At 61.6% G+C, this 26,677-nt stretch carries 25 protein-coding genes; 14 read left to right on the top strand and 11 right to left on the bottom strand.

Annotated features, from left to right (window positions below; all coding sequences use genetic code 11):
- Positions 1-101 precede the first annotated feature (101 nt).
- From VHD36_19045 to VHD36_19035, 3 genes are all read left to right on the top strand, one after another.
- A complete protein-coding gene (locus VHD36_19045; protein ID HVU89433.1) occupies positions 102-467 on the top strand; it encodes a hypothetical protein in 366 nt (121 codons plus the stop codon).
- A 986-nt stretch (positions 468-1,453) separates the two neighbouring features.
- The gene (locus VHD36_19040) at positions 1,454-1,651 is read left to right on the top strand and encodes a hypothetical protein (protein ID HVU89432.1); all 198 of its coding nucleotides are present in this window, start codon (positions 1,454-1,456) and stop codon (positions 1,649-1,651) included.
- A 913-nt stretch (positions 1,652-2,564) separates the two neighbouring features.
- A complete protein-coding gene (locus tag VHD36_19035) occupies positions 2,565-3,755 on the top strand; it encodes an NF038122 family metalloprotease (protein HVU89431.1) in 1,191 nt (396 codons plus the stop codon).
- Between the two features lie 340 nt (positions 3,756-4,095).
- Here VHD36_19035 and VHD36_19030 read toward each other — a convergent pair whose 3' ends face one another.
- Positions 4,096-4,629: a hypothetical protein gene (locus VHD36_19030; GenBank protein ID HVU89430.1), complete on the bottom strand. Its 534-nt coding sequence runs from the start codon at positions 4,627-4,629 to the stop codon at positions 4,096-4,098.
- Between the two features lie 608 nt (positions 4,630-5,237).
- Here VHD36_19030 and VHD36_19025 point away from each other — a divergent pair.
- Positions 5,238-8,249 carry a PVC-type heme-binding CxxCH protein gene (locus VHD36_19025; GenBank protein HVU89429.1) on the top strand — a complete coding sequence of 1,004 codons (3,012 nt, stop codon included), beginning with the start codon at positions 5,238-5,240 and terminating at the stop codon, positions 8,247-8,249.
- Between the two features lie 56 nt (positions 8,250-8,305).
- On the opposite strand, the gene VHD36_19020 is transcribed toward VHD36_19025, so the two are convergent.
- Positions 8,306-8,965 (bottom strand): tetratricopeptide repeat protein, encoded by a 660-nt coding sequence (locus tag VHD36_19020; protein ID HVU89428.1) that lies wholly within the window; start codon positions 8,963-8,965, stop codon positions 8,306-8,308.
- 577 nt (positions 8,966-9,542) lie between these two features.
- Here VHD36_19020 and VHD36_19015 point away from each other — a divergent pair.
- From VHD36_19015 to VHD36_19005, 3 genes are all read left to right on the top strand, one after another.
- Complete coding sequence (locus tag VHD36_19015) at positions 9,543-10,685, top strand: STN domain-containing protein (protein HVU89427.1); 1,143 nt, start codon at positions 9,543-9,545, stop codon at positions 10,683-10,685.
- A gap of 105 nt (positions 10,686-10,790) precedes the next feature.
- On the top strand, positions 10,791-11,207 hold the full coding sequence (locus VHD36_19010; protein HVU89426.1) for a DUF433 domain-containing protein: 417 nt from the start codon (positions 10,791-10,793) through the stop codon (positions 11,205-11,207).
- Positions 11,208-11,369: 162 nt separating this feature from the next.
- A complete protein-coding gene (locus VHD36_19005; protein ID HVU89425.1) occupies positions 11,370-11,627 on the top strand; it encodes a hypothetical protein in 258 nt (85 codons plus the stop codon).
- A gap of 202 nt (positions 11,628-11,829) precedes the next feature.
- On the opposite strand, the gene VHD36_19000 is transcribed toward VHD36_19005, so the two are convergent.
- From VHD36_19000 to VHD36_18965, 8 genes are all read right to left on the bottom strand, one after another.
- Positions 11,830-12,132, bottom strand: a complete 303-nt coding sequence (locus tag VHD36_19000) for a polyhydroxyalkanoic acid system family protein (GenBank protein ID HVU89424.1) — start codon at positions 12,130-12,132, stop codon at positions 11,830-11,832.
- Positions 12,133-12,244: 112 nt separating this feature from the next.
- The gene (locus VHD36_18995) at positions 12,245-13,090 is read right to left on the bottom strand and encodes a sugar phosphate isomerase/epimerase family protein (GenBank protein ID HVU89423.1); all 846 of its coding nucleotides are present in this window, start codon (positions 13,088-13,090) and stop codon (positions 12,245-12,247) included.
- A gap of 153 nt (positions 13,091-13,243) precedes the next feature.
- Positions 13,244-13,552, bottom strand: coding sequence for a DUF4288 domain-containing protein (locus tag VHD36_18990; protein ID HVU89422.1), 309 nt, complete (start codon positions 13,550-13,552; stop codon positions 13,244-13,246).
- 97 nt (positions 13,553-13,649) lie between these two features.
- Entirely contained in the window at positions 13,650-14,132 is a 483-nt protein-coding gene (locus tag VHD36_18985; protein HVU89421.1) for an SMI1/KNR4 family protein, read from the bottom strand.
- A gap of 421 nt (positions 14,133-14,553) precedes the next feature.
- Positions 14,554-16,296 carry a Gfo/Idh/MocA family oxidoreductase gene (locus VHD36_18980; protein ID HVU89420.1) on the bottom strand — a complete coding sequence of 581 codons (1,743 nt, stop codon included), beginning with the start codon at positions 16,294-16,296 and terminating at the stop codon, positions 14,554-14,556.
- Positions 16,293-17,189 carry a hypothetical protein gene (locus tag VHD36_18975; GenBank protein HVU89419.1) on the bottom strand — a complete coding sequence of 299 codons (897 nt, stop codon included), beginning with the start codon at positions 17,187-17,189 and terminating at the stop codon, positions 16,293-16,295. Before VHD36_18975 ends, VHD36_18980 begins: the two co-directional genes overlap by 4 nt.
- A 216-nt stretch (positions 17,190-17,405) precedes the next feature.
- Complete coding sequence (locus tag VHD36_18970; protein ID HVU89418.1) at positions 17,406-17,825, bottom strand: hypothetical protein; 420 nt, start codon at positions 17,823-17,825, stop codon at positions 17,406-17,408.
- 361 nt (positions 17,826-18,186) lie between these two features.
- A complete protein-coding gene (locus VHD36_18965) occupies positions 18,187-19,635 on the bottom strand; it encodes an MATE family efflux transporter (GenBank protein ID HVU89417.1) in 1,449 nt (482 codons plus the stop codon).
- 146 nt (positions 19,636-19,781) lie between these two features.
- Between VHD36_18965 and VHD36_18960 the strand changes: the two genes are divergently transcribed.
- The 4 genes from VHD36_18960 to VHD36_18945 all read left to right on the top strand — a co-directional run bounded on the left by VHD36_18960 (position 19,782) and on the right by VHD36_18945 (position 23,451).
- The gene (locus VHD36_18960; protein ID HVU89416.1) at positions 19,782-20,456 is read left to right on the top strand and encodes a DUF4241 domain-containing protein; all 675 of its coding nucleotides are present in this window, start codon (positions 19,782-19,784) and stop codon (positions 20,454-20,456) included.
- An 85-nt stretch (positions 20,457-20,541) separates the two neighbouring features.
- On the top strand, positions 20,542-21,522 hold the full coding sequence (locus tag VHD36_18955; GenBank protein ID HVU89415.1) for a D-2-hydroxyacid dehydrogenase: 981 nt from the start codon (positions 20,542-20,544) through the stop codon (positions 21,520-21,522).
- 273 nt (positions 21,523-21,795) lie between these two features.
- Positions 21,796-22,899, top strand: a complete 1,104-nt coding sequence (locus tag VHD36_18950) for a serine/threonine-protein kinase (protein HVU89414.1) — start codon at positions 21,796-21,798, stop codon at positions 22,897-22,899.
- 54 nt (positions 22,900-22,953) lie between these two features.
- On the top strand, positions 22,954-23,451 hold the full coding sequence (locus VHD36_18945) for a GNAT family N-acetyltransferase (GenBank protein HVU89413.1): 498 nt from the start codon (positions 22,954-22,956) through the stop codon (positions 23,449-23,451).
- Positions 23,452-23,713: 262 nt separating this feature from the next.
- Here VHD36_18945 and VHD36_18940 read toward each other — a convergent pair whose 3' ends face one another.
- Positions 23,714-24,223 (bottom strand): MogA/MoaB family molybdenum cofactor biosynthesis protein, encoded by a 510-nt coding sequence (locus VHD36_18940; protein HVU89412.1) that lies wholly within the window; start codon positions 24,221-24,223, stop codon positions 23,714-23,716.
- Between the two features lie 146 nt (positions 24,224-24,369).
- Between VHD36_18940 and VHD36_18935 the strand changes: the two genes are divergently transcribed.
- The 3 genes from VHD36_18935 (at position 24,370) to VHD36_18925 (ending at position 26,604) form a co-directional block, all read left to right on the top strand.
- A complete protein-coding gene (locus VHD36_18935) occupies positions 24,370-25,575 on the top strand; it encodes a HEAT repeat domain-containing protein (protein HVU89411.1) in 1,206 nt (401 codons plus the stop codon).
- A 63-nt stretch (positions 25,576-25,638) separates the two neighbouring features.
- Positions 25,639-25,887, top strand: coding sequence for a hypothetical protein (locus tag VHD36_18930; protein ID HVU89410.1), 249 nt, complete (start codon positions 25,639-25,641; stop codon positions 25,885-25,887).
- 333 nt (positions 25,888-26,220) lie between these two features.
- Positions 26,221-26,604 carry a CoA-binding protein gene (locus tag VHD36_18925; GenBank protein HVU89409.1) on the top strand — a complete coding sequence of 128 codons (384 nt, stop codon included), beginning with the start codon at positions 26,221-26,223 and terminating at the stop codon, positions 26,602-26,604.
- The last annotated feature ends 73 nt before the right edge of the window (positions 26,605-26,677 follow it).

Genomic DNA, 26,677 nt, shown 5'->3' with positions numbered 1-26,677 from the left:
AGATGGCCTGCACACAGGGCACGGCCAACGCCCCTACGGCTCCATCCTAGGCCTGGTCACCGCGGGATGCGAGAGCAGGCCGCGGGACTACAATAGTTTATATGGCTTTCGCGATTCCGCTTCCTAGCCGCCGCCTCCGCTTCAGCCTGGGGACGCTACTGGCCGCGATCGCAGGCGTCGCGCTGCTCGTCGGCTGGTTCGCCTGGCAAGTCAACACCGTGCGCAGCCGACGAGAATTGGCCGAAGAGATCACGGCCCGGGGCGGTTCCGTCTATACGCTCGCCGAGCTGCAATCGCCGAACGACGACGGACGTTCGTTACCAGCATTCCGACGATGGCTGGGCGATCGACCGGTCGGGCAGATCTACTTGCCGCCGCCCAATTTCTCGGAGCGCGATTTCCGGGCGATCAAGCGCAGCTTTCCCGAAGCTTACGTCTGGCCGCCGACGCCGGTCGTGAGCAAGTAACGATCGTACGCGCCCACGTAGCGCTGCGAGCTTGGACCTCCTGCCCCCTGACGGGAAGAGATGCGTTCATGCACCCCGCCGCGCCGTCGCAGCGGTTCTGGTGCCTGGCCGCCCGCGAAGGGCAGTGCTCGACATACGCCTGTGCCTCTGTCGCTCGATCATAGTGCCCTGGTCGGGCGTCGGCATCGCTTGCCGCGGCAGGATCGAACGGGGGGCTCGATCGGCGGACGGGCCGTGACTCTGTGCGTCGGCATCCGGCCCCAGCTGCGCGCCGATCGTGCTTTGGCCGACGTGCTTTCGCGGCCGTCGACTGTCTCCGTGCGGATTGCCCAGCACGCTATGCGTCAGTCCGAGATAGAGATCATCGCGCCTCGATAACGATGTTCGCGGACGAATGTCGGGCAGGATGGCGGAGAACGGCACTGCGGCGCGCCGCCGCACACTCGCCGCAGCGACATATCCATGGACCGGCGCGGGTCGGGCTGTGTACGACAGCTGCGCATTCGGATCCGCAGACTGCGGCGCAGCAGTCGCGGCCCAGGAATGCACGTGGCTGATAGGCCCCCATGAGCCTGAGATCGCCGGCGCACCTCCTCCCGAGACGCCGACGCCAGGACCACCGAAACCGCCACTGGCGGCGCCAATCCCGCCTGCTCCTCCGCGTGGTTGAGCGTACGCACTGCCGTTTAGCGCCAGGATCAAAACCAGCGCAATGATCAAAACGAGAAAACACGGCGACAATTTGTCACTCATGGGAGTGTTTCACTGGCGGTATCCGTGCCCACTCAATCGCTCAGCAGGGGCAAAGAGTGTGCCACGACGTGGACGGGCGAGGAAGAAGCGCGGAGAGACAAGCCTCTCGCCGAGCGATGCCTCACGGCGTTACCCGAACCGCCGGGGGGAAAGATGGCTATTCTGAGCCCGTCGCGCTATACTTCGTGCGCTTCTTCCATAGCATTCCGCTTCTGGTTTCGGGGACCGAAGCTATGCAGTCCGATGCGATCGCCACGTACCGTGGCGTGGTTATCTTTCTTGATTGGCACGCAGAAGGGGAGCCCCCCTTCCTGCGCCACCATGGCACCTACCGGTGCGAGGTTCAGGGCCAGTCGCTTACGGCGCAGACGTTGCCGGAAATCAAGCAGGCCATCGATCGCCACTACGGTGGCAGCCAGGAGACGCCGTAGCGCCTACGGACGATCGGCAGCCTGTAATGCTCGCCGCACTCATGATCGATTCGTCGGCGACCATGATGACCGGCCAGTGGCCACGATTGCGGCTCGGTACTGCTCGGCCTGCCGCGATTTGCGGAACATCGCGTTTCCGGCACCGGAATTGCAAAGTCTCGCGCGGCGGTTCACCCGGCCGCCGGTCGCGAGGGGCCGATTCCTTAAAGCCCTGTTGCGACGAACGGTGTAATTGCCAGCCGGCCAATCGCCTTCCCCAGGCCGGCGGCGAAGCCGCGAGTACGGCCGAGACTTCACCCGGTATCGGCGCTCGCGGCTTTTTTTGCGCGTCGAGATTCTTCCCAAGCCCGGCGGTGCGTCGCTCGCGACTTCTAACTGCGTGCTGAAACGATCCCAGGTATCGAATTTGCTTTGTGCTTCAGCGCGCACGCGACAACTGCAGTAACTACCAAGCTCGTTTGAATGGAGTACGGCCCCATGACTCGGAGATTGTGTCCCCGCTGCGGCGCCGAGACACAGCCGCCCGGTTACGTACCGCGATTCGGCATCGATCGGCATGGACTTTTAGCGGTCACCGGCGTCGATGTCGAATATCGATGCACCGCTAGGAGATGCGGTCACGTCTTTATCGCCGGACAAAAGGCGGCGGCCGACGAGTCGTCACATTCCGTCAGCTAGCAGCGGCCAGCGCGCGCTGCTTCGGTTCCGCCGGCGAAGGCTCCTCACCCTGGGCCCGGAGGCCATCCGACAATGTCCCACGATTGGCCGTCGACCGAAAAATCCTCACGACCGGCTCGACGCCGAAGACTTTCCGCCGTCGCCACGTTCAATTGACGGCGCGAATTTTCAGCATCGATGATACGATGGATGTTTCAACGCATCCAAGGGGCAGCGATCAGGAATCCAATCAGCAATGAAAAGGGATTTTCAGCGGCTCACCACGCCGCACTTCTTCGCCGCCACGCTCATCGCGATGGGGCTCTTGCTTGCCGGCGGTCTCCCGGGGCGAGCCATTACGATCACGCCCATTTTCGACAGCTCGATCACCACGGACCCCAACGCCGCCACGATCGAGGCGACGATCAACGCGGCTATCGGCATCTACGAAAGTGTCATCACCGACCCGATCTCCGTCACGATTGAGTACAAGGAGATGACGAGCGGGCTAGGGACGAATTCGACCTATTTCGATCCCGTGCCCTATACGAGCTACGTCGCCGCGCTGGCGAATAGCGCCACCAGCATCAACGACGGCATCGCCGTCAGCCATTTACCGCACACGCTTAATAATCCCGTTAACAACAACTTGACGGTCAATCTGCAATTGCCAAACGCACGAGCCTTGGGCTTCGCCATTGTCCCGCCGGACGGCATGCCCGATGGTACCGTGTCGCTGAATACGTCGATCATGAATCTTTCCCGTGCATCGACCGATCCGTCGAAATTCGATCTGATGGCAACCGCCATGCACGAAACCGATGAAGTGCTGGGCTTTGGCTCGGCGCTGAACGGACTGGCAAACGGCACGGCGCCGCCGAACTCGGCGATCTGGCCGATGGATTTATTTCGGTACGACGCCAGCGGCGCGCGAAGTTTCAATACCGCCGCAAGTGCAACAGCCTTTTTCTCGCTCGACGGCACAACCGACCTGGTCGGCTTCAATCAACACGGCGGCGGCGACTACAGCGACTTTCTCAGCTGGCCCCACGGCGGCAGCCCACCACGCATTCAGGACGCCTACGCAACCCCGGGCGCCACGCCCAACATGGGGATCGAATTTACGGCGCTCGATATCATGGGCTATCACCTGGTGCCACTCAGCGGAGATGCCAATAGCGACGGCATCGTCAACTCGCAGGATTTAGCGCTGATCGCGAGCAGTTGGCTCGCCAAGGGGAGCGGCCCCGCCGATCTCAACCACGACGGCATCGTCAACAGCCAGGACCTGGCCTTGATCTCGGCGAACTGGCTGGGCACCTACGGCAGTGCCGGCTCGGGTGGACCGGCGAATGCCGCCGCCGTGCCCGAACCTGCGACATGGCTGCTCGCCGCAATCGCGGTCGTGATGACGACTATCGCGACGACTGCACGCAAACGCGTGTAACGCGCGATCGCAGTCGCTTGAACACACAATCGCGTGAATACACCGTCGCGTGAACACACGTTGATCGACGCCACGGAAGTAACACGCGTGTGTAGCGCGTTGCAAAAGGCCGCAGACGCGCGACTTTTTTGTTGCGTTCGAGATCAAGAATCTCTATCGTGACAATTAAGCCTGCGGTCCCTTTCCAGGGAGCGCGGGCATCGAGCCGCCGGTGGCTCTCCCTGTCGGGAACCTCAAACTGGCGGCTCGCTTTGTTCTCTTTGGCCGTGGCATTTCTGGCCGGCCTGACGCCCGACGAAGAAGCAGCGGTGTACTCTGTTCGCTACCGTCTGCCCACGTCTCAATGCGCCGGCGAGCGACTGATCGGGCTGGGCAGCATCTTGGGAAGTAATCCGGGTGTTCTTAGCGTCGAACGGCCCACGTTGGCGAGGCTGCTATTGCTGTCGGCCGGCTGCGGCGGCGGGCCCAAAATAATCGCCCGGTGTCCCACGGCATCGGAACCCGACAGGACGCGCGCCACGCCGTCCGCCGGTCGACTTCCCGGCGGCTGCGCCCCGATGTGAGCGGGCATCGGCCTGCGCATCGGCTTGTCCCCCGCATCCGGTGTCAATGTCGTGAGCGGCGGAAGTCGGCGCATTTGCGCGGCCGGGACGATCGCCGGCTCGGTCAATGCGCTCGTAAGTTGGATGTCGGCGCGCGCGTAGCCGTTTCGCGACGAGGCATAAGGCACCGGCGCATACCCCGTGGGCGCGGCAGCGGTAGTTGCACTAGGCACGTTGATCGGGGCAGACCCGGGCGACGAGTCGACCGGCTTCTGGGCCACATCCATCGGCGTCGACAACGGCGGCAACCGTCGCGTGCCGGTCGTTGCCACCTGCGCGAGTGCTCGAGGAAGACACGCAGCCAAACATGCTAGCGCCAAAGCGGCGCGGACGGAACTTTGACAGGCCAATCGATTCATACTGGCACCGCGCGGCGGGATTCGCAGCGGCTTCCCCTGGTGGAACGCCGTTGCTCAAAGCGGCCCGAGGCCCCCCGGCGAAGTTATCGCTTGGGCAAGTTTGCAGCGTTCTATCAGCAATATCGGTCGCCGGGGTTTTGCGCCTGGAATCCCGTATCCCAAGACCTTGAACGGCAAGACTCTGCGCAAATCTGGCAGACCTTGCGGGCGTGCAAGGTCCACCATGCATGCGCGGGACCGTCGTCCATCGCCCGAAAAGTCCAGCCAGCCTTCCCGGTCCAGGAGAACACCGCTGGCCCGTTCCCGCGCCAGCGCTGGCGGCTTACACCCTGCTTCCGGGTGTGATGGCACGACTCGCCCCCACCAAAAGCTACCGGTTCGTTGATACCTCGAACCTGGCCGAACCGCCCTACCCCGGGCGGTTGTGCTCGCCATTTCGCGAGCCACAATAGCTCCCTATTGGCTAATTCTGGGACAGGCTCCTGAGAAGTCGACACTCCTTCAGCAATGGGTCCGGGCTGATGCGCAATGAGTTGATCACGGTTCTGTTCCTGCTATTTCTCTCCGCCGACTTCTCTCACGGAGCCGACAACGAGACCCCAGGCAACACCCAGCCCGAAACCACGCCGCTACTGACTCCGGCCGAGGCCCTGAAGGCGATCGCGCTGCCCGAGGGTTTTCGTGCGACGCTCTTCGCCTCGGAACCCGTCATCGCGCAGCCGATCGGCATTGCCACCGATACTCGCGGACGCCTGTGGGTCGCGGAGAACTATTCCTATGCCGAGGCGGCCGTCGGCTTCGACAACGCGGGCCGCGATCGGATCGTGATCCTCGAAGATGCCGACCACGACGGGCAGGCCGAGCGGCATACCGTCTTCTGGGATCGCGGCCGCCGGCTCACGAGCGTCGAGCTGGGAAACGGAGGTGTGTGGGCATTGTCGCCGCCGCAATTGCTCTTCATTCCGGACCGCGACGGCAATGATGTGCCCGATGGCCCGCCGGAAGTGGTGCTCGACGGCTTTAACGATCAGGAAGTGCGCCACAACATCGCCAACGGCTTACGGTGGGGACCCGATGGTTGGTTGTACGGTCGTCAGGGGATCCTCGTAACATCACTGGTCGGGCGGCCCGGCGCGCCGCCGTCGGAGCGCGTGCCGACCAGTTGCTCGATCTGGCGTTATCATCCGACGCGTAAGATTTACGAGGTCTATTGCCGCGGCACGACGAACTCGTGGGGCATGGATTGGGATGAATTCGGCGAACCGTTTTTCATCAACACCGTGATCGGCCACTTGTGGCATGCCCTTCCCGGCGCGCACTATCGCCGCATGTATGGCGAGGACGACAACCCGCACACGTACCAGTTGATCGAGCAGACGGCCGATCACTTTCATTGGGATACGGCCGAGGCGTGGCATGATATCCGGCAGATCGGCGTTTCGCCCACGACCGACCTGGCCGGCGGGGGCCACGCCCATAGCGGCCTGATGATCTATCAAGGCGAGAACTGGCCCTCGCGCTATCGTGGAACGCTGTTCACGATCAACTTCCACGGCCGGCGACTGAACAACGACACCCTCGCCCGACAAGGCGCCGGCTATGTGGCCCGCCATGCGGCCGACTTCATGAAGACTTCGGACCCTTGGTTTCGCGGCCTCGATCTCATAACCGGCGCCGACGGCGGTGTGTACGTCGCCGATTGGAGCGATATCGGTGAATGCCACGACAACGACGGCATCCATCGCAGTTCGGGGCGGATCTACAAGATCGTCTACGGAACACCGGCGCGGCCCACGATCGAAGATGTCGCGAAGCTTTCGGACGATGAGCTTGTCGCGGCACAGTTTCGGCCGAACGAATGGCTCGGCCGGCAGGCGCGCCGTGTGCTTACGAATCGCCACGCCGACGGCGGCGCGCCACAAAGCCTCCGCGACGTCTTGCGGGACAAATTAGCCAATGCCTCCGAGTCGCAGCAGCGCGTGCGCGCTCTCTGGTGCTTGAATCTGTTAGGCGAAGCGAGCGAGGAACTATTGGTCAAGCAACTCGAGCAGCCTAATGAACATGTGCGCGCATGGGCAGTGCGACTGTTGATCGACAAGGCGCCGTCGCCCCAGGCGGTCGGTCATTTGACGGCCCGCGCCCTGACCGAGCCGTCGGGTCTGGTGCTGGTCTACATGGCTGCGGCGTTGCAAAGAATCGACCCTCGCCATCGATTGTTGCTTGGCCAGGCGCTGGCCAGGCGTGGCGAGTTCGCGGACGATCCTGTCTTCCCGTTGATGCTCTGGTACGGGTTGGAACCCACGGTGCCGGAAGACCCGAGAATGGCGGTCGTGACCGCCACCATGAGTCGCGTGCCGCTGGTAACACAGTTTATCGCTCGACGACTGACGGAAAACTTGCGAGCGCTTCCCGAGCCGGTCGATCTGCTCGTGGCAATGGCGCATAGCGAGAAGCACGTCGAACGTAGTCGCGCCATTTTGACCGGCATGTCCGAGGCTCTACGCGGCTGGCGACAAGCGCCGATGCCCGGCCCTTGGAAACGCTTGCAAGCGAGCGCGGTCGCGACGAGCGATCCGCAGATCGAGCGGTTGGTGCGCGATTTGTCGGTCGTCTTCGGCGACGGCCGGGCGCTCGACAGTCTGCGGGCCATCGCGGCCGATCACGACGCCGATCCTGCGGGACGGCGCGACGCGCTGCGCGTGCTGGTCGAGGCGCGGGCCGAGGGCCTGGTGCCACTTCTCCAGAAAATGGCCGACGAGCGCGATCTGGGCGCCGATGCCGTAAACGCAATGGCAACCTTCGACGATCCGTCGACCCCTGGTTTCCTGCTCCGCTCGTATCCCAAGTTCAAAGAGCCCGCCCGCGCGGCAACGATCGTCACCCTGGCCACGCGCCCCGCCTGGGCGCGGGAACTACTGAATGCCGTCGCAGCGGGGACGATCGACCGCGGCCAGGTGCCCGCATTCCAGGTGCGCCAGATGAGCGGGTTTCCCAATGAGGCGCTCCGCAAGCAGGTGGCAGAGCTGTGGCCTGAGTTGCGCGCGGTACCGGCGGCCAAACGTGAGCGGATCGCGCAGCTGAAGCAAGCGTTGCCCGTTAATGAACTGCCTGCGGCCGATCTCTCACGCGGCCGCGCCCAATTCGTCAAAGCCTGCGCCACATGCCACACGCTCTTCGGACAAGGGGCCAAGATCGGACCGGACCTGACCGGCGCCCAGCGAGTGAACCTCGACTACCTGCTGGAAAATATTGTCGATCCGGCGGCCACCGTGACGCCAGGATATCGGCTGTCGAGCGTAACCTTGGCCGATGGTCGTTTGCTGAGCGGGATAGTCTCGGACCAGGCGGGCGAGACAATCGCCCTGCAAACGCCCACGGAAAAAATCGTCCTCAACCGCCAGGACGTGGAAGAAATTCAAGGCTCGAACCAGTCGCTCATGCCTGAGGGCCTGCTCGACACGCTCACGCCGCAGCAGCTACGCGATCTTGTAGCGTATCTGATGGCGCCACAGCAGGTGCCGCTTCCCCAATAACCCGACGATTGGGCAAAGGTATCGGGCTCGGGAGCTACGGCCCTCGACGCGGCCGGTTACAGGTTGTTCCGCAGCGTGCGTTCCAAATGCTGGATGCTGGCCCGCACTCCCTCCAGCCCCGGGTTGAGTCGCAGGGCGCGGCGGAAGCATTCCAGGGCCGAGGCGGCATTGCCAAGCTGCAGATAGCACTGCCCCATCCCGGCGGCCGCGGCGAAATGATAAGGGTTGATCTCCAGAGCCTCGCGGCAATCGCCGATCGACTCGACGAAGTGGCGCAAGCCGAAATTGGCCACAGCCCGTTGATTCCAAACCTCGGCGAAGAGGCGCGCTTCCAAGAGCAGATCGGTGGCGCGCGAAGCAGCAAGCTCGTACTGTTTCTTGGTGTTCAGGCGGATGATCGATCGCAGCCGTTGCCGGTGGGCTTCGTTGCCAGCCCGGCACCAAACGGCGCGGATCGCATCTTCGGCCAACGTGCGCACGCCGCGATCCGTGTCCGTCAACGCTCTGCCCAGCGCCGCGTTCGAGTCGTAGCTGCCGATCGATCCCAAACCTAAGACCGCCGCGCGGCGCACCATGCGCGGCCCCGAGGACAGCAGCCGCTCGAGGGTCCCGGCGTTGTAGCGCCGCGCCATGCGCCGGGCAAAAACCGTGACGTCCTTCGTATCGAGGTAATCGGTGTAGTACGAGAGGATGACGGCTGCACGCTGAGATCTCATGCTGCCAACTCCGAGATGCGAATCAATGAGAACGTAACGGCCACGCACCGGCACGATCGTGCCTGAATTCCGCCATTTCGGCGGCTGAATCTCGCCAGCACACAGGCCGCCGTTCGCGACGTGCTCGATCAGCAACGTACGCTGCGGCCTCGGATCAAGTCGTTCGAACTCAAATGCGCCAGAGCGTTATCTGGCCCCCCGAAGGTTCTTCGAGTGTAGCCACCGACTGCAAAAAGCTAAAGTAGTTTTATCGCGATTGAGCCATTTTCTCTTCTTCCGCGGTTCGTTTGGGCCAGGCAAAATAAGGATATGCGCGACATTCGCCGGGCGGGACCAGCCGGGGGGCAGCGATCCCGCCCACCCAGCCACCCGCGCGCTCGTGCGAAATCGCCCACGGTCCGAATTCAAATGATCGCGGCTAGACTCTCAGACGCGGATGAACCTTCGGCGCGTGATGATCGCAGTCAAATTTATCTGCCGAGAAAACAGCGTTTCTTGCTTGCGCTGTTACGCGCCAAGCCACGCTCCGGTTTGGCTCGCCGTGCTGGCAGTTTTCTTTCTCCTCGCGGGCGGTCCAATGGCAGCCCGGCTCAGGGCCGATGATGCCGCTCCGGCCTGGATGAAAGCCGTGGGCCGGCAAGCCGCACGACCGATGGGACGCCGCGCTCGCGTGGGCTCGCTCCCCGTCCAGGATGGAAAGAAAGTCGACTACTTGACGGCCGAGGGCCTCGCACGCCTAGGCCCGATTTCCTATTCCGCCATCAATGCGCCGCTGCGGCAAGCCTTGCGAAGCTTCTCGCAGGCCCTGCGGGTGCCGATCGTCGTCGATCGGCGGGTCGATCCCGAGCAGTTGCTCGACCTCGACCTCGCGGACGTGCCGCTGGCCGACGCCCTGACGCAGATCGCGGCCCGGACGGATGCCGGGGCCAGCGTCCTGGGACCGATCGCTTATATCGGCCCTGCCGGCACCGCGGCGCAGTTGCGAACCCTCGCGGCCCTGGCCACCGAAGACGTCAAGAAGCTGCCCGCCCGGCAAAAGAACGCGGCTCTCGCGAGCCGCCCGCTCGCCTGGCAGGCGCTCGCGACGCCGCAGCAGATTTTCGAGCAATTATCGCGCGAGGCGGGCATTGCGATCCTCGGGCTCGACCAGCTACCGCACGACCTGCTGGCCGCCACGGATCTGCCCCCCCTGCCCTGGATCGATCGCGTGACGCTGGTGGCCGTGCAATTTGGTCTGCGGCCCGTCGTCGACGCGTCTGGCAAGGGAGTGACGCTGGAACCGATTCGCGCCGACGAGGTGCGCATCGAGCGCAGCTACCCGGCCGGCCGTGATGCCGCCCGGACCATCGCCGAATGGCAAAAGCGGGCGCCGCAGGCCGACATCAAGCTGGCCGCCGGACGTATCGTGGTGCGTGCGATGGTCGAAGACCACGAGCGGTTATCACCGTCGCGCGCGACGCGGCAGACAAGTGCCGCCGCCGGCCAGCAGGTCTACACACTCACCCTGGAAGGAATGAAGCTGGAAACGTTTCTGGCGCAGCTGGAACAAAAGCTGTCGCTTTCGTTCGACCTGGCGCCGGACGTGAAGCTCGATGGACTGGTCAATGTCGACGTGAAAAATGCCACGCTCGACGAGTTGCTGCGGGCGGCCTTCGCGCCGCTGGGGCTCGAGTTTTCGCGCAAGGACAAGTCGGTCGCTGTGCGCGCCAAAAGGAACTGATGCGCCTTTGGGGAGCCAGCGGTCGCTATGGCGAAATCTGGTACAATTGAAAATCAAAGATGAGAATTTCGAGGCTGGGAAGACGCTCGCATCAAATTGGGCAAGGTGGTACTCATGGCTCAGAGCCTTATTCAGGACAACGACAACGGTCCGGTAATCGCTGGAACGCGCGTAACGGTGTATAGCCTGATCCCGTATTTGCTGGACGAAGCGGCGAGCGAGGAATCTATCGCGAACTCGTTCGGGATCACCACGGCCCAAGTGTCTGCCGCGCGCGCTTACGTCGTGGAAAACGCCCCCACGATTTTGGCGCGGCATTACGAACTTGAAGAGCGTGCCCAGCGCGGAAATTCCCTCGAGACCGTCGAAAAGTTGCGCCGCAGCCACGTCAGGCTGCTGAGCTTCAAAGAATGGCTCAAGGAACGCGAGGCGCTCAAAGCCCAGGATGCAAACAGTAGCGCGAGTTTCCCGTCGTTTGAGGAGTGGTTGCTGCTCCGCCAAAAGACCGGAAGCGGGGCCTAGCCGTGCGGGGCTGATGCTGGACGTGAACGTCCAGAACCACTGTGACCATCTCCGGCGATTACTTGCCGAGATTGACCTTGCCTCGACAATGGCCGAACTCGGGCTGGAAGTCACGACCTTATCTGCGGTCGGTATTCCCCTCGATATTGACGACCGCAATCTATGGATCCACTGCCAAGGTTGGAGTTCGTACTGCTGACCGAAAATCGGAACCACGAAGGTCCCGATTCCTTGCAAGCAACGCTCGATGATTCCTGGAGCGAGGGGCGGCTGCCCGTGCTCACATTGGCCAGCAAGCGGCGGCTCGAACGCGATCATGATTACGCCCTGGCCGTAGCGGAAGAAATCGCGGACGTTCTGTTCGGAATCGCCGAGTCCGGACAATTTCTCGATGAGAGTCGCATTTGGGTCCCACGGTAGTACAGAAGTCGCTCGAGCATGAGCCGGTGTGGCCCAGAGGCTGTACGGCTTTGAGTAACAAGCATTTCCTCCGACGCCCCAAAGCGCGCAGCATCATCCTTCTCGCGACTCGGGTAGCGAAGAAGAGATGCAGACGGTGCGCACTTGGCTAACGCCAAGGCAAGCCGCCGCGAGTTCCCAAAGCCAGGCCGGCTGCTGCCCTTTAGGCCAGCAGTCGCGTCAGGGCGTCCTTGAACTCTTGCTCGATCTTGCCCTTGAACATCATGGCCGCGAACGGCAGGTCGCCGTCGAGCTTCACTTCCGACGGTTCGACGGCGATCGCCCCCTTGATCGGGAAGCCAAACGTGGTGAAACCGAAGTTCAAGGTGTTGTCGTTCCAGTTCTCTTCCAGGTTACTGACCTGGCCCTGGTACTTTTCCTTGATCTTGGGAACGAAGCCCTTCAGCTTTTCGACGGCCTGCTCAAGACCAAGACCGTGCGGTACGGTGACGCTCATCTTCGGCATGATCGAACCTTACTACTTGCGCCGCCTGAGGGCGGGCTCTCTGAGTGGGAACAAGCGATGCTTCACGGCCGCCACGCCGTCGAACGGATCAGTGTACTAGGAAAGACTCGTACTAGGAAAGGACCTTGGCCTTCAACTCTTCCAGCAAGCGGACCGCGCGGCCGATCTCGGCCTTTTGCCGCTCGGGCTCTTGCGGGATTTCGCGCTCGATAGTCAAAGGCCCCTGGTAACCGATTTTATAGAGTGTGCGGAGATAGTTTTCCATGCCCACCGCCCCCTCGCCCAGCGGCACTTCGGCGCCCCACTCCTGCCCCGGCCGCGCGGCCCAGGTGCCGTCCTTGCAATGGACGCTGCGGACGTAACGGCCCAGTTGTTCCAGGGCCGCGATCGGCTCGCCCGACCCGTACAGGATCATGTTGGCCGGGTCGAAATTGATGAACAGGTTCGGCCGCTCGACGTCGGCGATGAACCGCAAGAGTGCTTCGGCCGGCTCTTGCCCGGTTTCCAGGTGCAGCGCCTGGCCGTTTGCCCGGGCGTGATCGCATACCTTGCGCGTGACTTCCAGCACTTCCTTGTAGAGCGGGTCTTTGGCGTCGTGCGGTACAAAGCCTATGTGCAGGGCGATCACGTCACAGCCCAGGAGCCGGGCGAAATCCGAGATCTCCAGCATCTCGCGCGTGCGTGCCTCACGGGTTTCGCGCGGCACGAGCCCCACGGTGCGGACCGTGGTCGGAATGTCGGCATAGCTTTCGCCCTCGAAACCGCCGAATACCGCGGTCAGGCGGATTCCCGCTGCGGCCAGCCGGTCGAGAAACTCGCGAACCCGCTCCGGCGTGCGCGTGGCCCGCTCCGGCGCGTGCAATTGAATGGTGGGCACGCCCAACTCGCGCGCCACTTCGAGCTTCACACCCAACCCAGCGTCAATGCTGGCAAACACCCCAATCGGCCAACGATCCACGGATGGTTCCTTTCGACAAGTGAGCGCACAGATCGACGGAGGCACCCAGTGCCACTTTGAATGCGCCCAAGGTCGGCGCACGGCGAGCCGCGCTGGCCAGACATTGTACCAAGTTCGCCGCAGGGACGGCAGCGATAGTTGGTGTTCGCAACTCTAATCAAGCGGCGAAAGCAAACTGGCGACTTCCGCCGCGCGCAGATGGCGCGAAAATACTTCCGTGCCGGAGACGGGCTCGCCATCGATCGGGCAGGTTTGCGCAACGCGGTTGAAAATCCAATGAACCGTCTCGCCGCTGCCGGTAGCGAACGAACACTCGGCGGCCCGGCCGCGCGCAGCTGCCATGGCGGCGGCCGCTTCTTCGCTCTCCGCCTCGACCAGAACAATTGTCTCCTCCCACAGCCAGTCGGAGCTAGGGCGATGACGCGACTCGCCGCGCATCAATATGCTTACGCCAAACCACATGCTCAGCTTCCTTTCGACGTTTCTGACGTCGGCGGTGTCAGGTCGTCCTGGGAAATCCGGCGCACGCTGGACTCGGAAACTCGAACGTGGCGCCCGCTCAGTCTCCGCCCCCCGCGTTAGCAGACATGTCGGGAGAACGCAAAAGATCGAAGAATCCTTCGATCCCCTCGGCCAAATAGTGGAAGCCGCCAAACGCTTCCTTCAGATAGATCGCTCCATGCTCTTCATCGCCGGTTCTCAAGATGACAAGCGATCCGAGACCTGTGTAGCCAATGGGAACAATAATCGGCGGGACGTTACCGTCAAAGACTGACAGCAAATCGTCGCGCCCTAGTTCAGCGCCTGGATGCGACGCGCCGATTCCAGACATGTAAGTGAGCGTTTCCAGCGGACAGCCATCGGGTACCGGAGCGATTACGGGGTCGTCAAAATAACCGCCGTTAAATTGGAGGACGAACTCCCGATAATCTTTCGGAAACACAACCCGGATCCGCCACTCCAACTCGCTGACTTGTGCGTCAGTCGGAAGCGGAAAGCGCTCCGTGCAGAAGCGTTTGTAAGCATACGTAATGTCGTTCATGCTTCTATTCTCGGAACTGGATATAAGGCCGTGTTGTAATCGCGTCGACGAAAGCATTGACGTACTCTTCCGACAATTCGTCAGCGTCTTGCTGACTTGGCCTATTTACGAACGTCATATGCACCGTCCTCGTGGCAAACTGGGCGCAAAAAAAGAGCCCAACACGCGCAAAACTGCCTTGGAAAGCAGGTTGCCGATTATGCTCTTCGGATACTTGCGCGGCCGATGCATCGTGCCAACACGAACGCCGTCTCATGCGCGTGCTATTCGCAGACACGCACCGGCGACAACGCCAAGCTCTTCTAGATACCGCGGCTCTGTCCTGATCATGGACCTGGATAAAGCACACGAAAAGTAACGAAGATCGCGGCCTAATTTCAAGCAGCGATCTTCTGGGCTCAGGGCAACGTTCGCCCGTCCCCTACACCGACACGCTCGGCTTCACGCCTTCCGGCGTTTCGTCGCTGTCGATGTCGAACCATTCCGGCTTGAACTCGATGCGCCGGTTTTCGCGCATGGCGATGTTCGTCGTCAGGGCGATGATCGCGTCGGCCATGGCGACCTTCGGATGGCACTTCGGCTTGTTGTTCTCGAAGTCGAAATTGCGGATGCACCAGGCGAAGTGTTCCATCTCTTCGGTGTAGCCGCGGCTGGGCGGCCCGGCATCGAGCGCCTTCTTGGCAGCGGCCGCGGCGGGCGAACCCGACGCCGTCGTATCGAGCGTCGGGGCGCCGTCTTTCCCCTTGGTCACCAGCACGCTGGTCGTCGTGGCGGCGTCCTTGAAGAGCATCACTTCCTGCTCTTTGTCGAGGATCAACGTCCCCTTGGTGCCCATCACGGTTTCGCCATAACCGCCGAAGCCGTTGCCGTTGATCGACGAATAGGTGACGACGATCTTCTTGTTCGGATCTTCGTCGTACTTCGGACCCGGATACTCGTACGTGCAATAGACGTGATCGTCGCAATCGCGATCGAGCGGGAAGATGTACCGCCCGCCGACGGCCGTGACCGACAGCGGCAGAGCCTTGTGCCCGTCATTGCGCATGGCGGTGCAGAAGATGCCCGACGCGTCGAGCTGGTGGCTGCCCAGCTCGGCCATCAGTCCGCCGCCGGTGCGATTCCACAAGCGCCAGTGGATCAGCTCCTCGAGCGGCGAACATTCGTACGCCTTGCTGCCGCCGTCCGTAAGCGTCTTGGCCTCGTAACCGTACTTGGCGGCGTCGACGTCCTTGTCGAGCAGTTGCTGCGTGAGCAGCTCACGGCGTTTTTCCAAAGCATCGATGCGCGAGCCGCGGGCCGATTCCAGCTCCTTCGTCACCTTCAAGAGGTCGGTAAACTTCTTTACCTCGGCCGAGGCGTCGCCCCCCAGCGACTCGATCTCGGCCACGACCTTGGCCAGATCGGCTTCCATCTTCTTGTCCGGTAGCGGCGGGGCCCAACTGTCCTTGCCCGGCAAATTGCCGCGGTGCCACTGCGCGCGGATGAAATGGATGTCGCCGATCAGCCCGCGTTTGATCGTGTCGACCGCGTTGTCGTACAAGATGCTGTAATGCCGCTGGTGTCCGGTGGCCAGGTGCAAACGCTTCTGGTGCGAGACGCGGGCCATGTTCTTGCACTGGTGGACGCTGTGGGCCATCAGTTTTTCGGTCAGCACGTGCTTGCCATGGTTCATGGCCTCGATCGCCACGACGTCGTGCAAGAAAAGGGGGAGCGCGATGATCACGGCCTCGATCTGGTCGTCTTTCAACAGGTCCTGGTAATCGGTGTAAACCTTGACCTTGCTCTTGGCCTCGTCTTCGCTCTTCCAGCCGTATTTGGCCATCAAGCCGGGGCGTACGGCGCGGATGCTTTCGCTCGACTGATCGCCGTGGAACGCGCGGTGCACGTTGTAAGGGCGAATATCCGAGATCGCGACGATGTTCAAATAGTCGGGCGTATGGGCCCCGATCAGCACCCCCCCTTCGTCGCCGGTGCCGATCATGCCGACGCGGACCGGGTCCCCCTTCAGCTTCTCGTAGCCGAAATAGAATCCGCCCAGGCCGACCCCGGTGACGGCCGCGGCCGCGATCGAGCGTTCGAGGAATTCGCGACGCGTCAGCTCGCTGCCGATGGCGGCGTTGAAGTTCTCTTTGCCAATGGCGCGTTCTTCGGGACTGAGATTCATACGGCTCCCTTTTTCCCCAATAGCGGACGCACGATGAGGTTGTGTACGAAAAAGTCGAGTCCGGCCCAGCGCCCCGTCGGCAAAAGGCCGAGGGCCACTAGCGCCGTCATTTCCACGAATTCTTTATTGACCACCAGGGACCGGCCCGCCGACGGATGCGGAATCGGGTACATGCCGGGCCAGTCGGGCTGAGCCGCCACGATCTGCGCCAGGAACAAGGCCCCGGCCAGGGCCGCGAAGCGAGTGAACAGCCCCGCGATCAGGCACACGCCGATGGCTATGTTGCTGTACGTGACTAGCCGGTCGACGAGTTCAAGCTGGCCCGTGTCGGTCGGCACGGCACGCACCGGCCGATCGCCCACGGCGGCGACCAGGTCGGCCTTGAATTGCTCCCAGATGCGGTCGACTTCTTTCGACCAGGCAGCCGCCTGTCCACGCAGCTTGAGCTGCTCGTCCCAATTGCGCTTCTGCTGGAAGGGAATGTCGTGAGTCTTGGCTTCTTTTTCGGCGGCCAGGCGATCGAGCTTGTGCAGATGCTCCTCGAACTGCTCTTTCAGCTTGTGCTCTTTTTTCACTTCGTCCGTGAGGTAATCGAGCAACTCGGCTTCGTGCGCGGCCAGCATTTCGCGGACCGCCGCCGTCTCGGCCTCGTTCAATTGATTGCGTTCGACGAAGGCGTCGGCGTATTTCTTCATTTCCTCGATCTGCGTTTCGAAATCGAGGTGCTTCCGCCCGTCAATGTCGGGCACCAGGGCGTAAAAGTGCTCGGCCAGCGGCCCCTTGGCCTGGCCCAAAAAGCCCGAGGCCGAAAAGCTGGGCGTCTGTACTTTCCAGATCCCCTGGTAAAGGAAGTGCCAGCCGATGGCCACGCGCAAGAGTATCAGCCCGGTCACGCCCAGAAGGCCAATTTGAAAACCGCGGCGTCGCAGAGGAATCCTCCCGCTCTCGTCGGGGCGAGAACTTAACCAACAGCCGTCGCAGCGGATATCGAGCGCCGGCAATCACCTAAGGCTGCTTCACCAGGGATAGGTGGGACGACCCTCGGCGGGCCATGATCCCCTGGCTCAGTCGTAGACTAGCAGTTTACCCAGGGATTTCGCCCGTCACAACTACCGAGTGGTTCTGCCGTTCGGGCAAGGAACGGACTTTCGTCCGTTCTGGGCCGGCGTCGCCTGGCGCACGTGCCAACAGACGCCCGCCGGATCAATGAGGTGAATTTCGCGACCCCACGGAAAGTCGGTCGGCGGACGCAGCTTCACGCCGGCAAATCGGCTGGGCAAATCCTGCGCGTCGAGATCGGCCCAATACGCTTCGAGGTCCGTAACCTCGTAGGTGATCATCTGGTTCTCTTGCCAGATCGGCACGTTGATATCCTGCAACATGAAGTAGGCCTGACCGAAGCGTAGCCCAGCCAAGCCCTCTTGTTGCCACTGAGTCTGAAAGCCGAGGGCCGCGAAGAACTCGAGCGCCAGCGCGAAATTCGCGCCCGACGGCACGAAGGGGTAAAGCGTCGTGGCCGTGACGTTCATCGTTTACGCCCCTCTCACGGTTGAACGGGATTCCCGCCGCGAAAACGAACCTGCCACGGAGCCCTCCGAGGACACAGAGAGAATTCTCGGCAGAGGATGATTATAAGGCACGAGGAGCGACCTTGCGCTTGACGTAAAGTGAGTTCTTGGGTGCCATGCTTTTTCGGCGAAGCCGAATAAGCATGTTCATCACTTGCCCTCTCAACGTGAGATCAAAGCCAGGCAGGGTCACGAGATAGCCTTCGGACTTGGAGGGAGTGCTCAAACGCACCGCGGCATGCTTATTCGCGTTGCGAAAAAGCATGGCACAAAAGCACGGCACTAAAGAATAATTGCAGACCGTGCGATGGAACGCCCGTGGCTAGGCCACTTCTTCCGTGGCGAGCGACCTCTCCTCGACTCGCTCGGCCCGTAACGGCTCATCGTCTTCCTCTTCGACCGCCGAATGCTCGATGACGCGCATTGTCCGCCAGCGGCCCTGGCGGAAGCGGATCACGTAAATGATACCTAGCGCGCACAGCCAACTCGTGATCGCGCTCCACGACCAATAGAGCCCCAGGCCCAGGTACTCCACGCCCACCAGCGTGGCCAGCACCGGAAGCGGCGACATGCACAAGGTCGTAATCAGCACGAAGCGAGTATCGCCCGCCCCCTTGATCGCGCTACTGAAGACGACGACCATCGCATCGAACAAGCAGTAGAACGCCACGAACCGCAACAGCACCACGGTCGAGGAGCGCAGCGCCTCGAATTCCGTCGGGTCGGCCTTCGCACCATGTGCCACGAGCAACAGGTCAGGCCCCGCCACGTAGAACAGCGCCACGGCCAGCGTGTACAACGCCGCCAGCGCAAAAGCGCTCCACACGCCGCGCTCGGCCAGTCGCGGACGGCCCTGACCGATCCGCTGTCCCACGAGCGTCGTGGTGGCAATGCCGATGCCATAGACCGGCATAAACGCCAGCGTGTTGACATTGAAAGCCAGGCTCGTGGCCGCGAGTTCAAGCGCCCCCAGCCGGCCGACGATCAGCAGGAACAAAGTAAACGCCGTAACTTCGCACACCAATTGCACGCCGCTGGGCGAGCCGAAGCGGAGCAGACGGCGAAACAGCGCAGCATCGAAACGACAGCCCGTGAAGGTGCCATATTTCTCACGATACTGACGGCGCAGAAACAACGTCATGTAGACCGCGGCTTTGCACCACAGGGCAACCGTGGTGGCCGTCGCCGCGCCGGTAACGCCCCAGGCGGGAAAGCCCCAGTTGCCGAAGATCAGTGCGTAATCCAAGAGGGCATTGAGAAGCGCGGCCAAACTGTCGACGACCATGACCACGCGCACGCCGCCGCGGCCGGTGAAGAAGGTCGACATCGCCTCGGCAGCCACCAGGGCTCCCGCGCCCAGGCTGCTCACTCGGTAGAAATCGATCTCATATTGGGCGATGAGCGCCGGATGTCCGATGTTCGTGAAGATTGAGGTAAAAAATGGCACGGTGGCAATCGCCACCGGCGCCGTCAGTGCCGCGATCCACAGGCCTTGCCAGACGACCAGCCCGATGCGGCTATAGCGCTGCGCACCGTAATACTGCGAGACAAAGGCGTTGACGTACGACGCCACACCCAGCGGAAAACACAGCACCGCAAACGATGCAGCCGCCGAAGGCAGTACCGCGGCCACGGCATCGGCCGAGTACCACAGCAAGAAGACGCGATCGGTGAAGTGCATCACCGTCCACGACAACGTCGAAACCATCAGCGGCAGCGCCAGCACGAGCACGTCGCGCATGCCGCTGGGTCCGCGCCAGAATCGTGACATCCTGTCCCACATCGTCCACCGCCTATTTTGCCCGACTCGTATTCCGCCGATGCGAAGCCCGGTCGAACTACAGACACTCTGGTTTGCTCCGAGGTTCGCAGCCCCCGCTCAGTGGCCAACGCGGCCTTGCCGAGCACTTCGAATTCATGACAATCACGCTCAAGCGGCGTTTGTACGTCGCTCACAGAAAAAAATGCGTCCCGTGCCCGATCTGCCGAACCGTAATGCTTTTACCGAACCAGTATCTTTGGGACGCCTTTCGAGACGGATGCAGCTTTTCGACGCATTCAGGCACGGTTCGTCTCAGTTGTGTTGATGCTGGATCGCTTTTTTTACCATCGGGCCGCCTAGTAGTGTCCGATCTAGCGGGCTCACCTTACTCAGCGCCATTCTCACTTAAAATTCCCCCAAAACGTTATCCAACGTTTCTCGCTGTCGCATCGGGCTTCGGAGTTGCGTTATCAATGGTTCAGTTCCGCGACGAGGCGCCGGCTCAGTGGCGCGCTACGCGCCCGGATGAGTTTGTGGTTGATTCTGGAAACGTCTGTCTCATGGATGCAGCTCTTTGCGCCAAGATCAAAAGACGTCCGCAGTCAAAATATGAGTCTTTCATCAACGAAGTGGACGCCGCAATGCTCATGAATCAGGACAATTGGACAAACATACGCATCGGGGCGACTAGCGGCGGAGATGTCGTTGCATTCAAAACGTTCGATGGCGACGGGACGTTTCCGTCCTTTATTGGTCTCTCATCGAATAACAAGGTTGTTTGCGTTATCACAGACTACTTCCTGCGCGACTGCGCAATTGCAGCCGCTTGAAAACGCTTTCCTCCACGGGTCGCGCAGGGTTAGTTCGAACAGATCCGTCGACCTTTACAAGTTTGATCAAAGAAAGAGTTCGCCTGTGCGCATTGTACTCTGCTATCCCGTCGAACCGCGCCATGTCGCGCAGATTGCCGCCGCGGCACCTGACGCCGAAGTCATCGACGCCGGCCAAGATGGGGTCGCGCGCGAGTTGCTGGCGGCCGATATTTTTTGCGGCCATGCCAAGGTTCCGGTCCCGTGGGACGAAGTCGTGGCCCGCGGACGCCTGCAATGGATTCAATCGTCGGCGGCCGGTTTGGATCATTGCCTGGTGCCGTCGGTGGTCGATTCGTCGATCGTGGTCACCAGTGCCTCCGGTGTGCTGGCCGACCAGGTGGCCGAACATGCGATCGCGCTGGCCACGGGCCTGACGCGGGCTTTGCCCGTCTTTTTTCGTGCTCAGCAAAAACGGGAGTTCATTCGCCGACCCACGCGCGATCTGACGCATGCGACGGTGGGCATCGTCGGCTTTGGCGGCAACGGGCGCCGGCTGGCCGAAGTGCTGCGCGTGTTCAAAACCCGGATCCTGGCCACCGACATGTTTCCGGTGGCGAAGCCTGACTACGTCGAGGCGTTGTGGCCGGCGGACCGGCTGGATGATTTGCTGCGCGTGGTCGACTTTCTCTTCCTGGCCGCGCCACTTACCGAAATCACGCGGAACATGATCGATGCCAAGGCGCTGAAACGGATGCGCCCCGGCTCCTTTTTGATCAATGTGGCGCGCGGGCCGCTGGTGGTGGACGCCGACCTGGTCGAGGCGCTCAACTCGGGGCACCTGGCCGGCGCCGGCCTCGATGTCACGGCCGAAGAGCCCTTGCCCACGGGTAGTCCGCTGTGGTCGCAACCGAACGTCATTATCACGCCCCACGTCGGGGGGCAATGCGCGCGGCGCATCGATGACATGACCGATTTCTTTTGCGCGAATCTGAAGCGCTGGCGCTCGGCCCAACCGCTGGCGAACCTGGTCGACAAGCGCTTGGGCTACCCGATACCGCAGGAAATGCAAACTGATGAACGATAAATGACGAATGGGAAGAATCTTGGACAGCGTATCCGCGTTCCGCTTCATCGTTCATCATTTTGCCTTCTGCATTTTCTTCCGTGGTAGCACAGCGCGCTAAGTAACCCCGGGATTTTCAGCGCTGGCCACGGACCGCGTCTCAATTTCGCGTCAATTTGTCTGGACCATTCGGGGGCGATGGTCTTAAGATGTGCCTAACCTCAAGCGCGACGGGACGCGGCCTCGCGCCATGCATCCAGACTTGCCCACACGCATCGAGAGTTGAGCCCCACGATGTCAAGCACCACCTTTTTGCAACCGATGGCGACGTTGACGCTCGACGGCCATCAGGCGAAACGTTGTCCCGACGCGCTGCTGGAGAAATACCGGCAGCTCGTCGAAGAACAGCGCATGAGCTGGACCGAGCATTTGCGCTTGATCCGGCTATTGGGCGCCGGCGGCCAGGGAGTGGTTTACCTTTCCGAGAGGCGCGGCACCGATAATTTCACCTTGCCGGTGGCGCTGAAGATATTCTCGCCGCTGCATTACCCGGACGATCGCGGCTACGACGAAGCGATGGGCCGCATCGCCGACGTCTCGGCTCGCGTGGCGCAGATCCAGCAGGACAATCTGCTGGACGTACACAATTTCGTCGAGCGCAATCGCATCCGCTTGATGGAAATGGAATGGGTCGACGGCTACGACCTCGATCGGCTCTTGTCGCACGAGATGCTCGATCGCACCCGCGACCGCGTGAGCAACCGCCGCTGGGAGTATTTGAACAACGTGATCGTCACTTCCGGGCCATTGCAACCACGTTTGAAGCCGGGGGTGGCCATCGCCGTGCTGCGCGAGTGCCTGGCCGCCCTGGCGGCGCTGCACCGCGAGGGGATCGTTCACGGCGATATCAAACCGTCGAACATCATGCTCAAACGTACGGGCAACGCCAAGATCATCGACATCGGGTCGGCGTTCGACATGGAGAAGCCCCCCACGCGCCGCAGTTGCACGCCAACCTACGCCGCGCCCGAAGTCCTCGAAGGGGGCGAGTCCTCGCCGCGATCGGACCTGTGCAGCCTGGGTTACGTGTTGATCGAAATGATTTCCGGCGCCCCGCCGTTTCTGGGGCAGACGACGTACGCCGAGCTGCTCGAAGCCAAACGCGTGCTCGTGCAAAAACTGCACGAGCGCCTGCCGCGCGAAGTGGTGTGCAACGAGCTGTTGATGAACTTGATTCGCAGCCTGGTCGCGCCCGACCCGACGCTGCGCTTCCCCAGTGCCGAGGCAGCCGATCTCTTGAAAGAGGGCGCGGCGAATTTTCACCGCCAGTTGATCAAGGGTGACCTGGCCAGCGAATACGAAAACGAAATTCGCCTGTGGCTGGGCGAACTGGATTAGCCGGCGCGAAGTTGCGCCCCGCTGATCACGCGTGATGACAATTCCAGGACGCCCATGAGCTCGATCCTGCTGCGCGACGCGACGACGGCTGACCTGCCGGCCATCAGCGACATCTACAACTATTACGTGCATCATTCCACTTGCACGTACCAGCTCCAGCCCGAGACGCTCGCCGACCGGCAGGCATGGTTCAGCCTGCACGCGCCGGAAAGGTTTCCGGTCGTCGTCGTCGAACAGGTCAAGCAGGTTGTTGGCTGGGGATCGTTATCAAAGTTTCATGCCCGGGCCGGCTACGACGGCACCGTCGAAGCGTCGGTCTACATCGCCGATGGTTTCCACCGCCGCGGGCTGGGGCGGATGGTCCTCGAACACCTGATCGAGCGGGCCCGACGCAATGGCTTTCACGTGCTGATCGGCGGCGCAAGCGCCGACCAGACGGCCAGCATCGCCCTGCAAGAAAGCCTGGGCTTCACTCGGGTCGGCCATTTGAAAGAGGTCGGCCGCAAATTCGACCAGTGGCTGGACGTGGTTTACTTGCAGTTGATTCTGTAAGAGAGACCCATGGCTAGCTCGTCTCGATTCGGCACTGGTGGCAAGCCACCAGTGGCACCAACTGGCACCCCTGTTTCGGCCGTTGCGCCGACTCGGAAGGGCACGGCCCTTAGCAGCCTGTTGAAGAACTCAACGGGCTGCGACATCGCAGGGATGCGATGGCAAAATATCGACGTATGTCGTTATTTTGCGAGCTGTGCGAAGCTTTGCTTCGCACTTGGCGAGGTTGAAAAAAGCCACGAGGGCTTTTTTCAACAAGCTGCTAGCGGCGCGCCTCGCGTACCAGGTGTCCTAGTTCCGGCAGAATCAACTTTTCCATGGCCAGGCGGACCCCGGCCGGCGAACCGGGCATGGTGAGCACGACGGTCCGGCCTGCCAATCCGCCGACGGCGCGGCTGAGCATGCCTGCGGCGCCGATTTCCTGGTAGCTGAGCGCTCGAAACAATTCCCCGTAGCCGGGCAGCGCCTTGGTGAGCAGGCGTGAAATGGTCTCGTAGGTCTGGTCGCGGCTGCTGATGCCCGTCCCGCCGGTCAGCAGGATGGCGTCAATATCGCCGTGCGAACACAATTCGTCGACCAGGCTCGCCATCCGGTCAGGGTCGTCAGGAATGATTTCTCGGGCGGCAATCTCGTGCCCGGCCTCTTGCAGTTTGTCGACGACCAGTTGCCCCCCGGTATCGTTATCGCGGGTGCGGGTGTCGCTGACCGTGATCACGGCGCAGCGCAACTTTTGGGGGGCTTGGGCACGATGCTGCGCTGCACTTTCGCTCATGTTTGGCGCCTGACAGGGGCGGAAAAAGCGGAAAAACCGTCGCCGTAACCCCACTTCCATTGCGACTCAATTCCTGGCGTCCTTATACTGAACTACAGGAACGCCGATTCTAACGTGGCCCGTCGCCACTCGGAACGGAGGCAGCTATGAACCCGCGCATCGCCATCACCGCGGTTTGGATTCTCGTTCTGGCCATCGGGGCCGAACTGCGCGCCGATTCCTTCGTGCTCTCCAACGGTGGCCAGGTCGAGGGCACGCTGCTCAATACGACGGAAACTCCGCGCACCAAGTACGTCATCAGAGTCAATTCGGGCGGGGAAATCACGCTCAACCGGAACCAGGTCGCCGAGATGCGCCGCACCCGGCCGGCCGAGCTCGAATACACCAAGCATCGGCCCGATTATCCCGATACGGTCGAGGGGCAATGGGCGCTCTCGGAATTGTGCCGCACCATGCAACTGCATGAGCAGCGCGTTCGCCATCTGGAGCGGGTTATCGAACTCGATCCCGAGCATGCGAAGGCGCGACTGGCCCTGGGCTACCAGAAAAAAGACGGCGAGTGGAAGACGCGCGACGAGATTTTTCAAGACCAGGGCATGGTCAAGGATGATTCCGGCAGGTATCGCGTGCCGCAACAGATCGAAGACATCAAGCGCAAGCGCGAGCAAGAGAAAATCCGCAAGGAATGGTTCAAGAAAATCGGGCTGTGGCGCCGCTGGCTGGACGGAGAGCGTAGCCAAGAGGCGCAAGCCCAGTTCGCCAAGATCAACGATCCCATGGCCGTGGACGCCCTGAAACGGGAGTTGAAAGATGAACCGGTCGAGGCGATTCGCAAAATGTACATCGAATCGCTGGCGCGGATCGGCTCGCCCGAAGCGTGGGACGCACTGATCATACTCTCGTTGGATGACGAGGAGGACGAAATTCGACTGACCTGCCTCGATTATCTGGAAAAGCAGACGGGCACGCGAGCCACGAGCACCTACATCAAGCGATTGAAGTCGAAAGAAAACTACATGATCAATCGCGCCGCCGAGTGTTTGGCTCGCATGAAGGATCCGAATGCGATCAATCCGCTGATCGATGTCCTGGTGACCCTGCACTCCGTGCAGATACAACAGGCGCAGGGCAATATGAACCCGACATTCAGCAACGGGCCGCAGGGCGGTGGGTTCACCTTCGGCAACAACGCTCCGAAATTCGAAAACCGAGAATTTCAGAACGCGTCGGTGCGCGACGCCCTGGCCTCGCTGACGGGCCAGGATTTCGGCTACGATCGCCAGGCCTGGAAGCGTTGGCTGGCCAGCCAGAAACGCACGCAAAACGTCGATGCGCGGCGCGAACGCGAGTGAACCCCTAACCTTTCGCGAAGAGCGGGGCACGTTCTTGATCGTGTCGCCAAAGGAGTGAGCAGCATGGCCATCGATCCGATATCAGAGCTAACGCGTTTTCAGCATTTCCTGGAGGAAACGCTGAAGACGGGGCACGAGCTTTCGCCCGAAGAAGCCCTCGATCTGTGGCGCGAGGCGAATCCGATCGTCGATGAGTTCGACGAGACGGTCGGCGCCTTGCGTCAGGCTTTAAGCGACATGCAAGGAGGCGATGCTGGGCGGCCATTAGCGGAATTCGACTTTGAGTTCCGCCGTCGTCATGGGTTGTCTTGATGTCGTTTCGCGTGCACGTTCTGGAGCAAGCGTCTGCCGACGCTGACAGGATTTTCGCCTGGATCCACAAGGGCTCAAGGCGCGGCAAGATGGTACGAAGCGTTTCTTGAAGTGTTAACGGCGATCGGAACGAACCCCTACTTGGCTGAAATCGCCGTCGAATCACAGTTTCTCAACTACGAAATTCGTCAGAAGATTTTTCGTACGCGCCGTGGCAGGGCGTACCGTGTGCTATTTACCGTAGTCGAGGATGAGGTTCGAGTACTACGCGTGCGCGGTCCCGGTCAACGGCCGGTCCGGAAAGACGATACGGGGCTTTAGAGGAAAAACGCCATGTCCAAACCCACGATCGCCATTCTTAGCGCCAGTCCCGATCGAACGAAGTTCGGTAACAAGGCCGTCCGTGCCTACTCGCAGCAGGGATACGACGTCTTTCCCGTAAATCCCAAAGGGGGTCAGATCGAAGGGCTTCCGGTTTCCCATACTTTGGCCGAAGTGCCTGCCCCGAAGCTGAACCGCATCAGCGTCTATTTGCCACCGCCGGTCGTGCTACAGGTCCTGGACGAAATCGCGGCCAAGGGCTGCGACGAACTATGGCTCAATCCCGGCACCGAAAGCCCGCAAGTTCTGGCCCGGGCGAAGGAACTGGGCCTGAATGCGATCGCGGCCTGTTCGATCGTCGATATCGGCGTCAGCCCCGCCACGCTGGGCGAGTGAATCCAGGCGGCTCGGTTCCCGTCAGCGAGGTAAGCACTTATTCGCCGTTGGCGAAAAAGCATGGCACAGCGCG

This window comes from Pirellulales bacterium (assembly GCA_035546535.1).
In the GTDB taxonomy this organism is placed as follows: Bacteria; Planctomycetota; Planctomycetia; order Pirellulales; family JACPPG01; genus JACPPG01.
The sequence above is the reverse complement of the archived record's forward strand: the minus strand, read 5'-3'. Positions and strand labels throughout refer to the sequence as shown.

Excerpts from the sequence above, each read along its gene's own strand:
- VHD36_19045 (HVU89433.1), top strand. The coding sequence starts at position 102 with ATGGCTTTCGCGATTCCGCTTCCTAGCCGCCGCCTCCGCTTCAGCCTG.
- VHD36_19040 (HVU89432.1), top strand. The coding sequence starts at position 1,454 with ATGCAGTCCGATGCGATCGCCACGTACCGTGGCGTGGTTATCTTTCTT.
- VHD36_19035 (HVU89431.1), top strand. The coding sequence starts at position 2,565 with ATGAAAAGGGATTTTCAGCGGCTCACCACGCCGCACTTCTTCGCCGCC.
- VHD36_19025 (HVU89429.1), top strand. The coding sequence starts at position 5,238 with ATGCGCAATGAGTTGATCACGGTTCTGTTCCTGCTATTTCTCTCCGCC.
- VHD36_19020 (HVU89428.1), bottom strand. The coding sequence starts at position 8,965 with ATGAGATCTCAGCGTGCAGCCGTCATCCTCTCGTACTACACCGATTAC.
- VHD36_19015 (HVU89427.1), top strand. The coding sequence starts at position 9,543 with ATGGCAGCCCGGCTCAGGGCCGATGATGCCGCTCCGGCCTGGATGAAA.
- VHD36_19005 (HVU89425.1), top strand. The coding sequence starts at position 11,370 with ATGGATCCACTGCCAAGGTTGGAGTTCGTACTGCTGACCGAAAATCGG.
- VHD36_19000 (HVU89424.1), bottom strand. The coding sequence starts at position 12,132 with ATGCCGAAGATGAGCGTCACCGTACCGCACGGTCTTGGTCTTGAGCAG.
- VHD36_18990 (HVU89422.1), bottom strand. The coding sequence starts at position 13,552 with ATGTGGTTTGGCGTAAGCATATTGATGCGCGGCGAGTCGCGTCATCGC.
- VHD36_18985 (HVU89421.1), bottom strand. The coding sequence starts at position 14,132 with ATGAACGACATTACGTATGCTTACAAACGCTTCTGCACGGAGCGCTTT.
- VHD36_18980 (HVU89420.1), bottom strand. The coding sequence starts at position 16,296 with ATGAATCTCAGTCCCGAAGAACGCGCCATTGGCAAAGAGAACTTCAAC.
- VHD36_18970 (HVU89418.1), bottom strand. The coding sequence starts at position 17,825 with ATGAACGTCACGGCCACGACGCTTTACCCCTTCGTGCCGTCGGGCGCG.
- VHD36_18965 (HVU89417.1), bottom strand. The coding sequence starts at position 19,635 with ATGTCACGATTCTGGCGCGGACCCAGCGGCATGCGCGACGTGCTCGTG.
- VHD36_18960 (HVU89416.1), top strand. The coding sequence starts at position 19,782 with ATGACAATCACGCTCAAGCGGCGTTTGTACGTCGCTCACAGAAAAAAA.
- VHD36_18950 (HVU89414.1), top strand. The coding sequence starts at position 21,796 with ATGTCAAGCACCACCTTTTTGCAACCGATGGCGACGTTGACGCTCGAC.
- VHD36_18945 (HVU89413.1), top strand. The coding sequence starts at position 22,954 with ATGAGCTCGATCCTGCTGCGCGACGCGACGACGGCTGACCTGCCGGCC.
- VHD36_18940 (HVU89412.1), bottom strand. The coding sequence starts at position 24,223 with ATGAGCGAAAGTGCAGCGCAGCATCGTGCCCAAGCCCCCCAAAAGTTG.
- VHD36_18935 (HVU89411.1), top strand. The coding sequence starts at position 24,370 with ATGAACCCGCGCATCGCCATCACCGCGGTTTGGATTCTCGTTCTGGCC.
- VHD36_18930 (HVU89410.1), top strand. The coding sequence starts at position 25,639 with ATGGCCATCGATCCGATATCAGAGCTAACGCGTTTTCAGCATTTCCTG.
- VHD36_18925 (HVU89409.1), top strand. The coding sequence starts at position 26,221 with ATGTCCAAACCCACGATCGCCATTCTTAGCGCCAGTCCCGATCGAACG.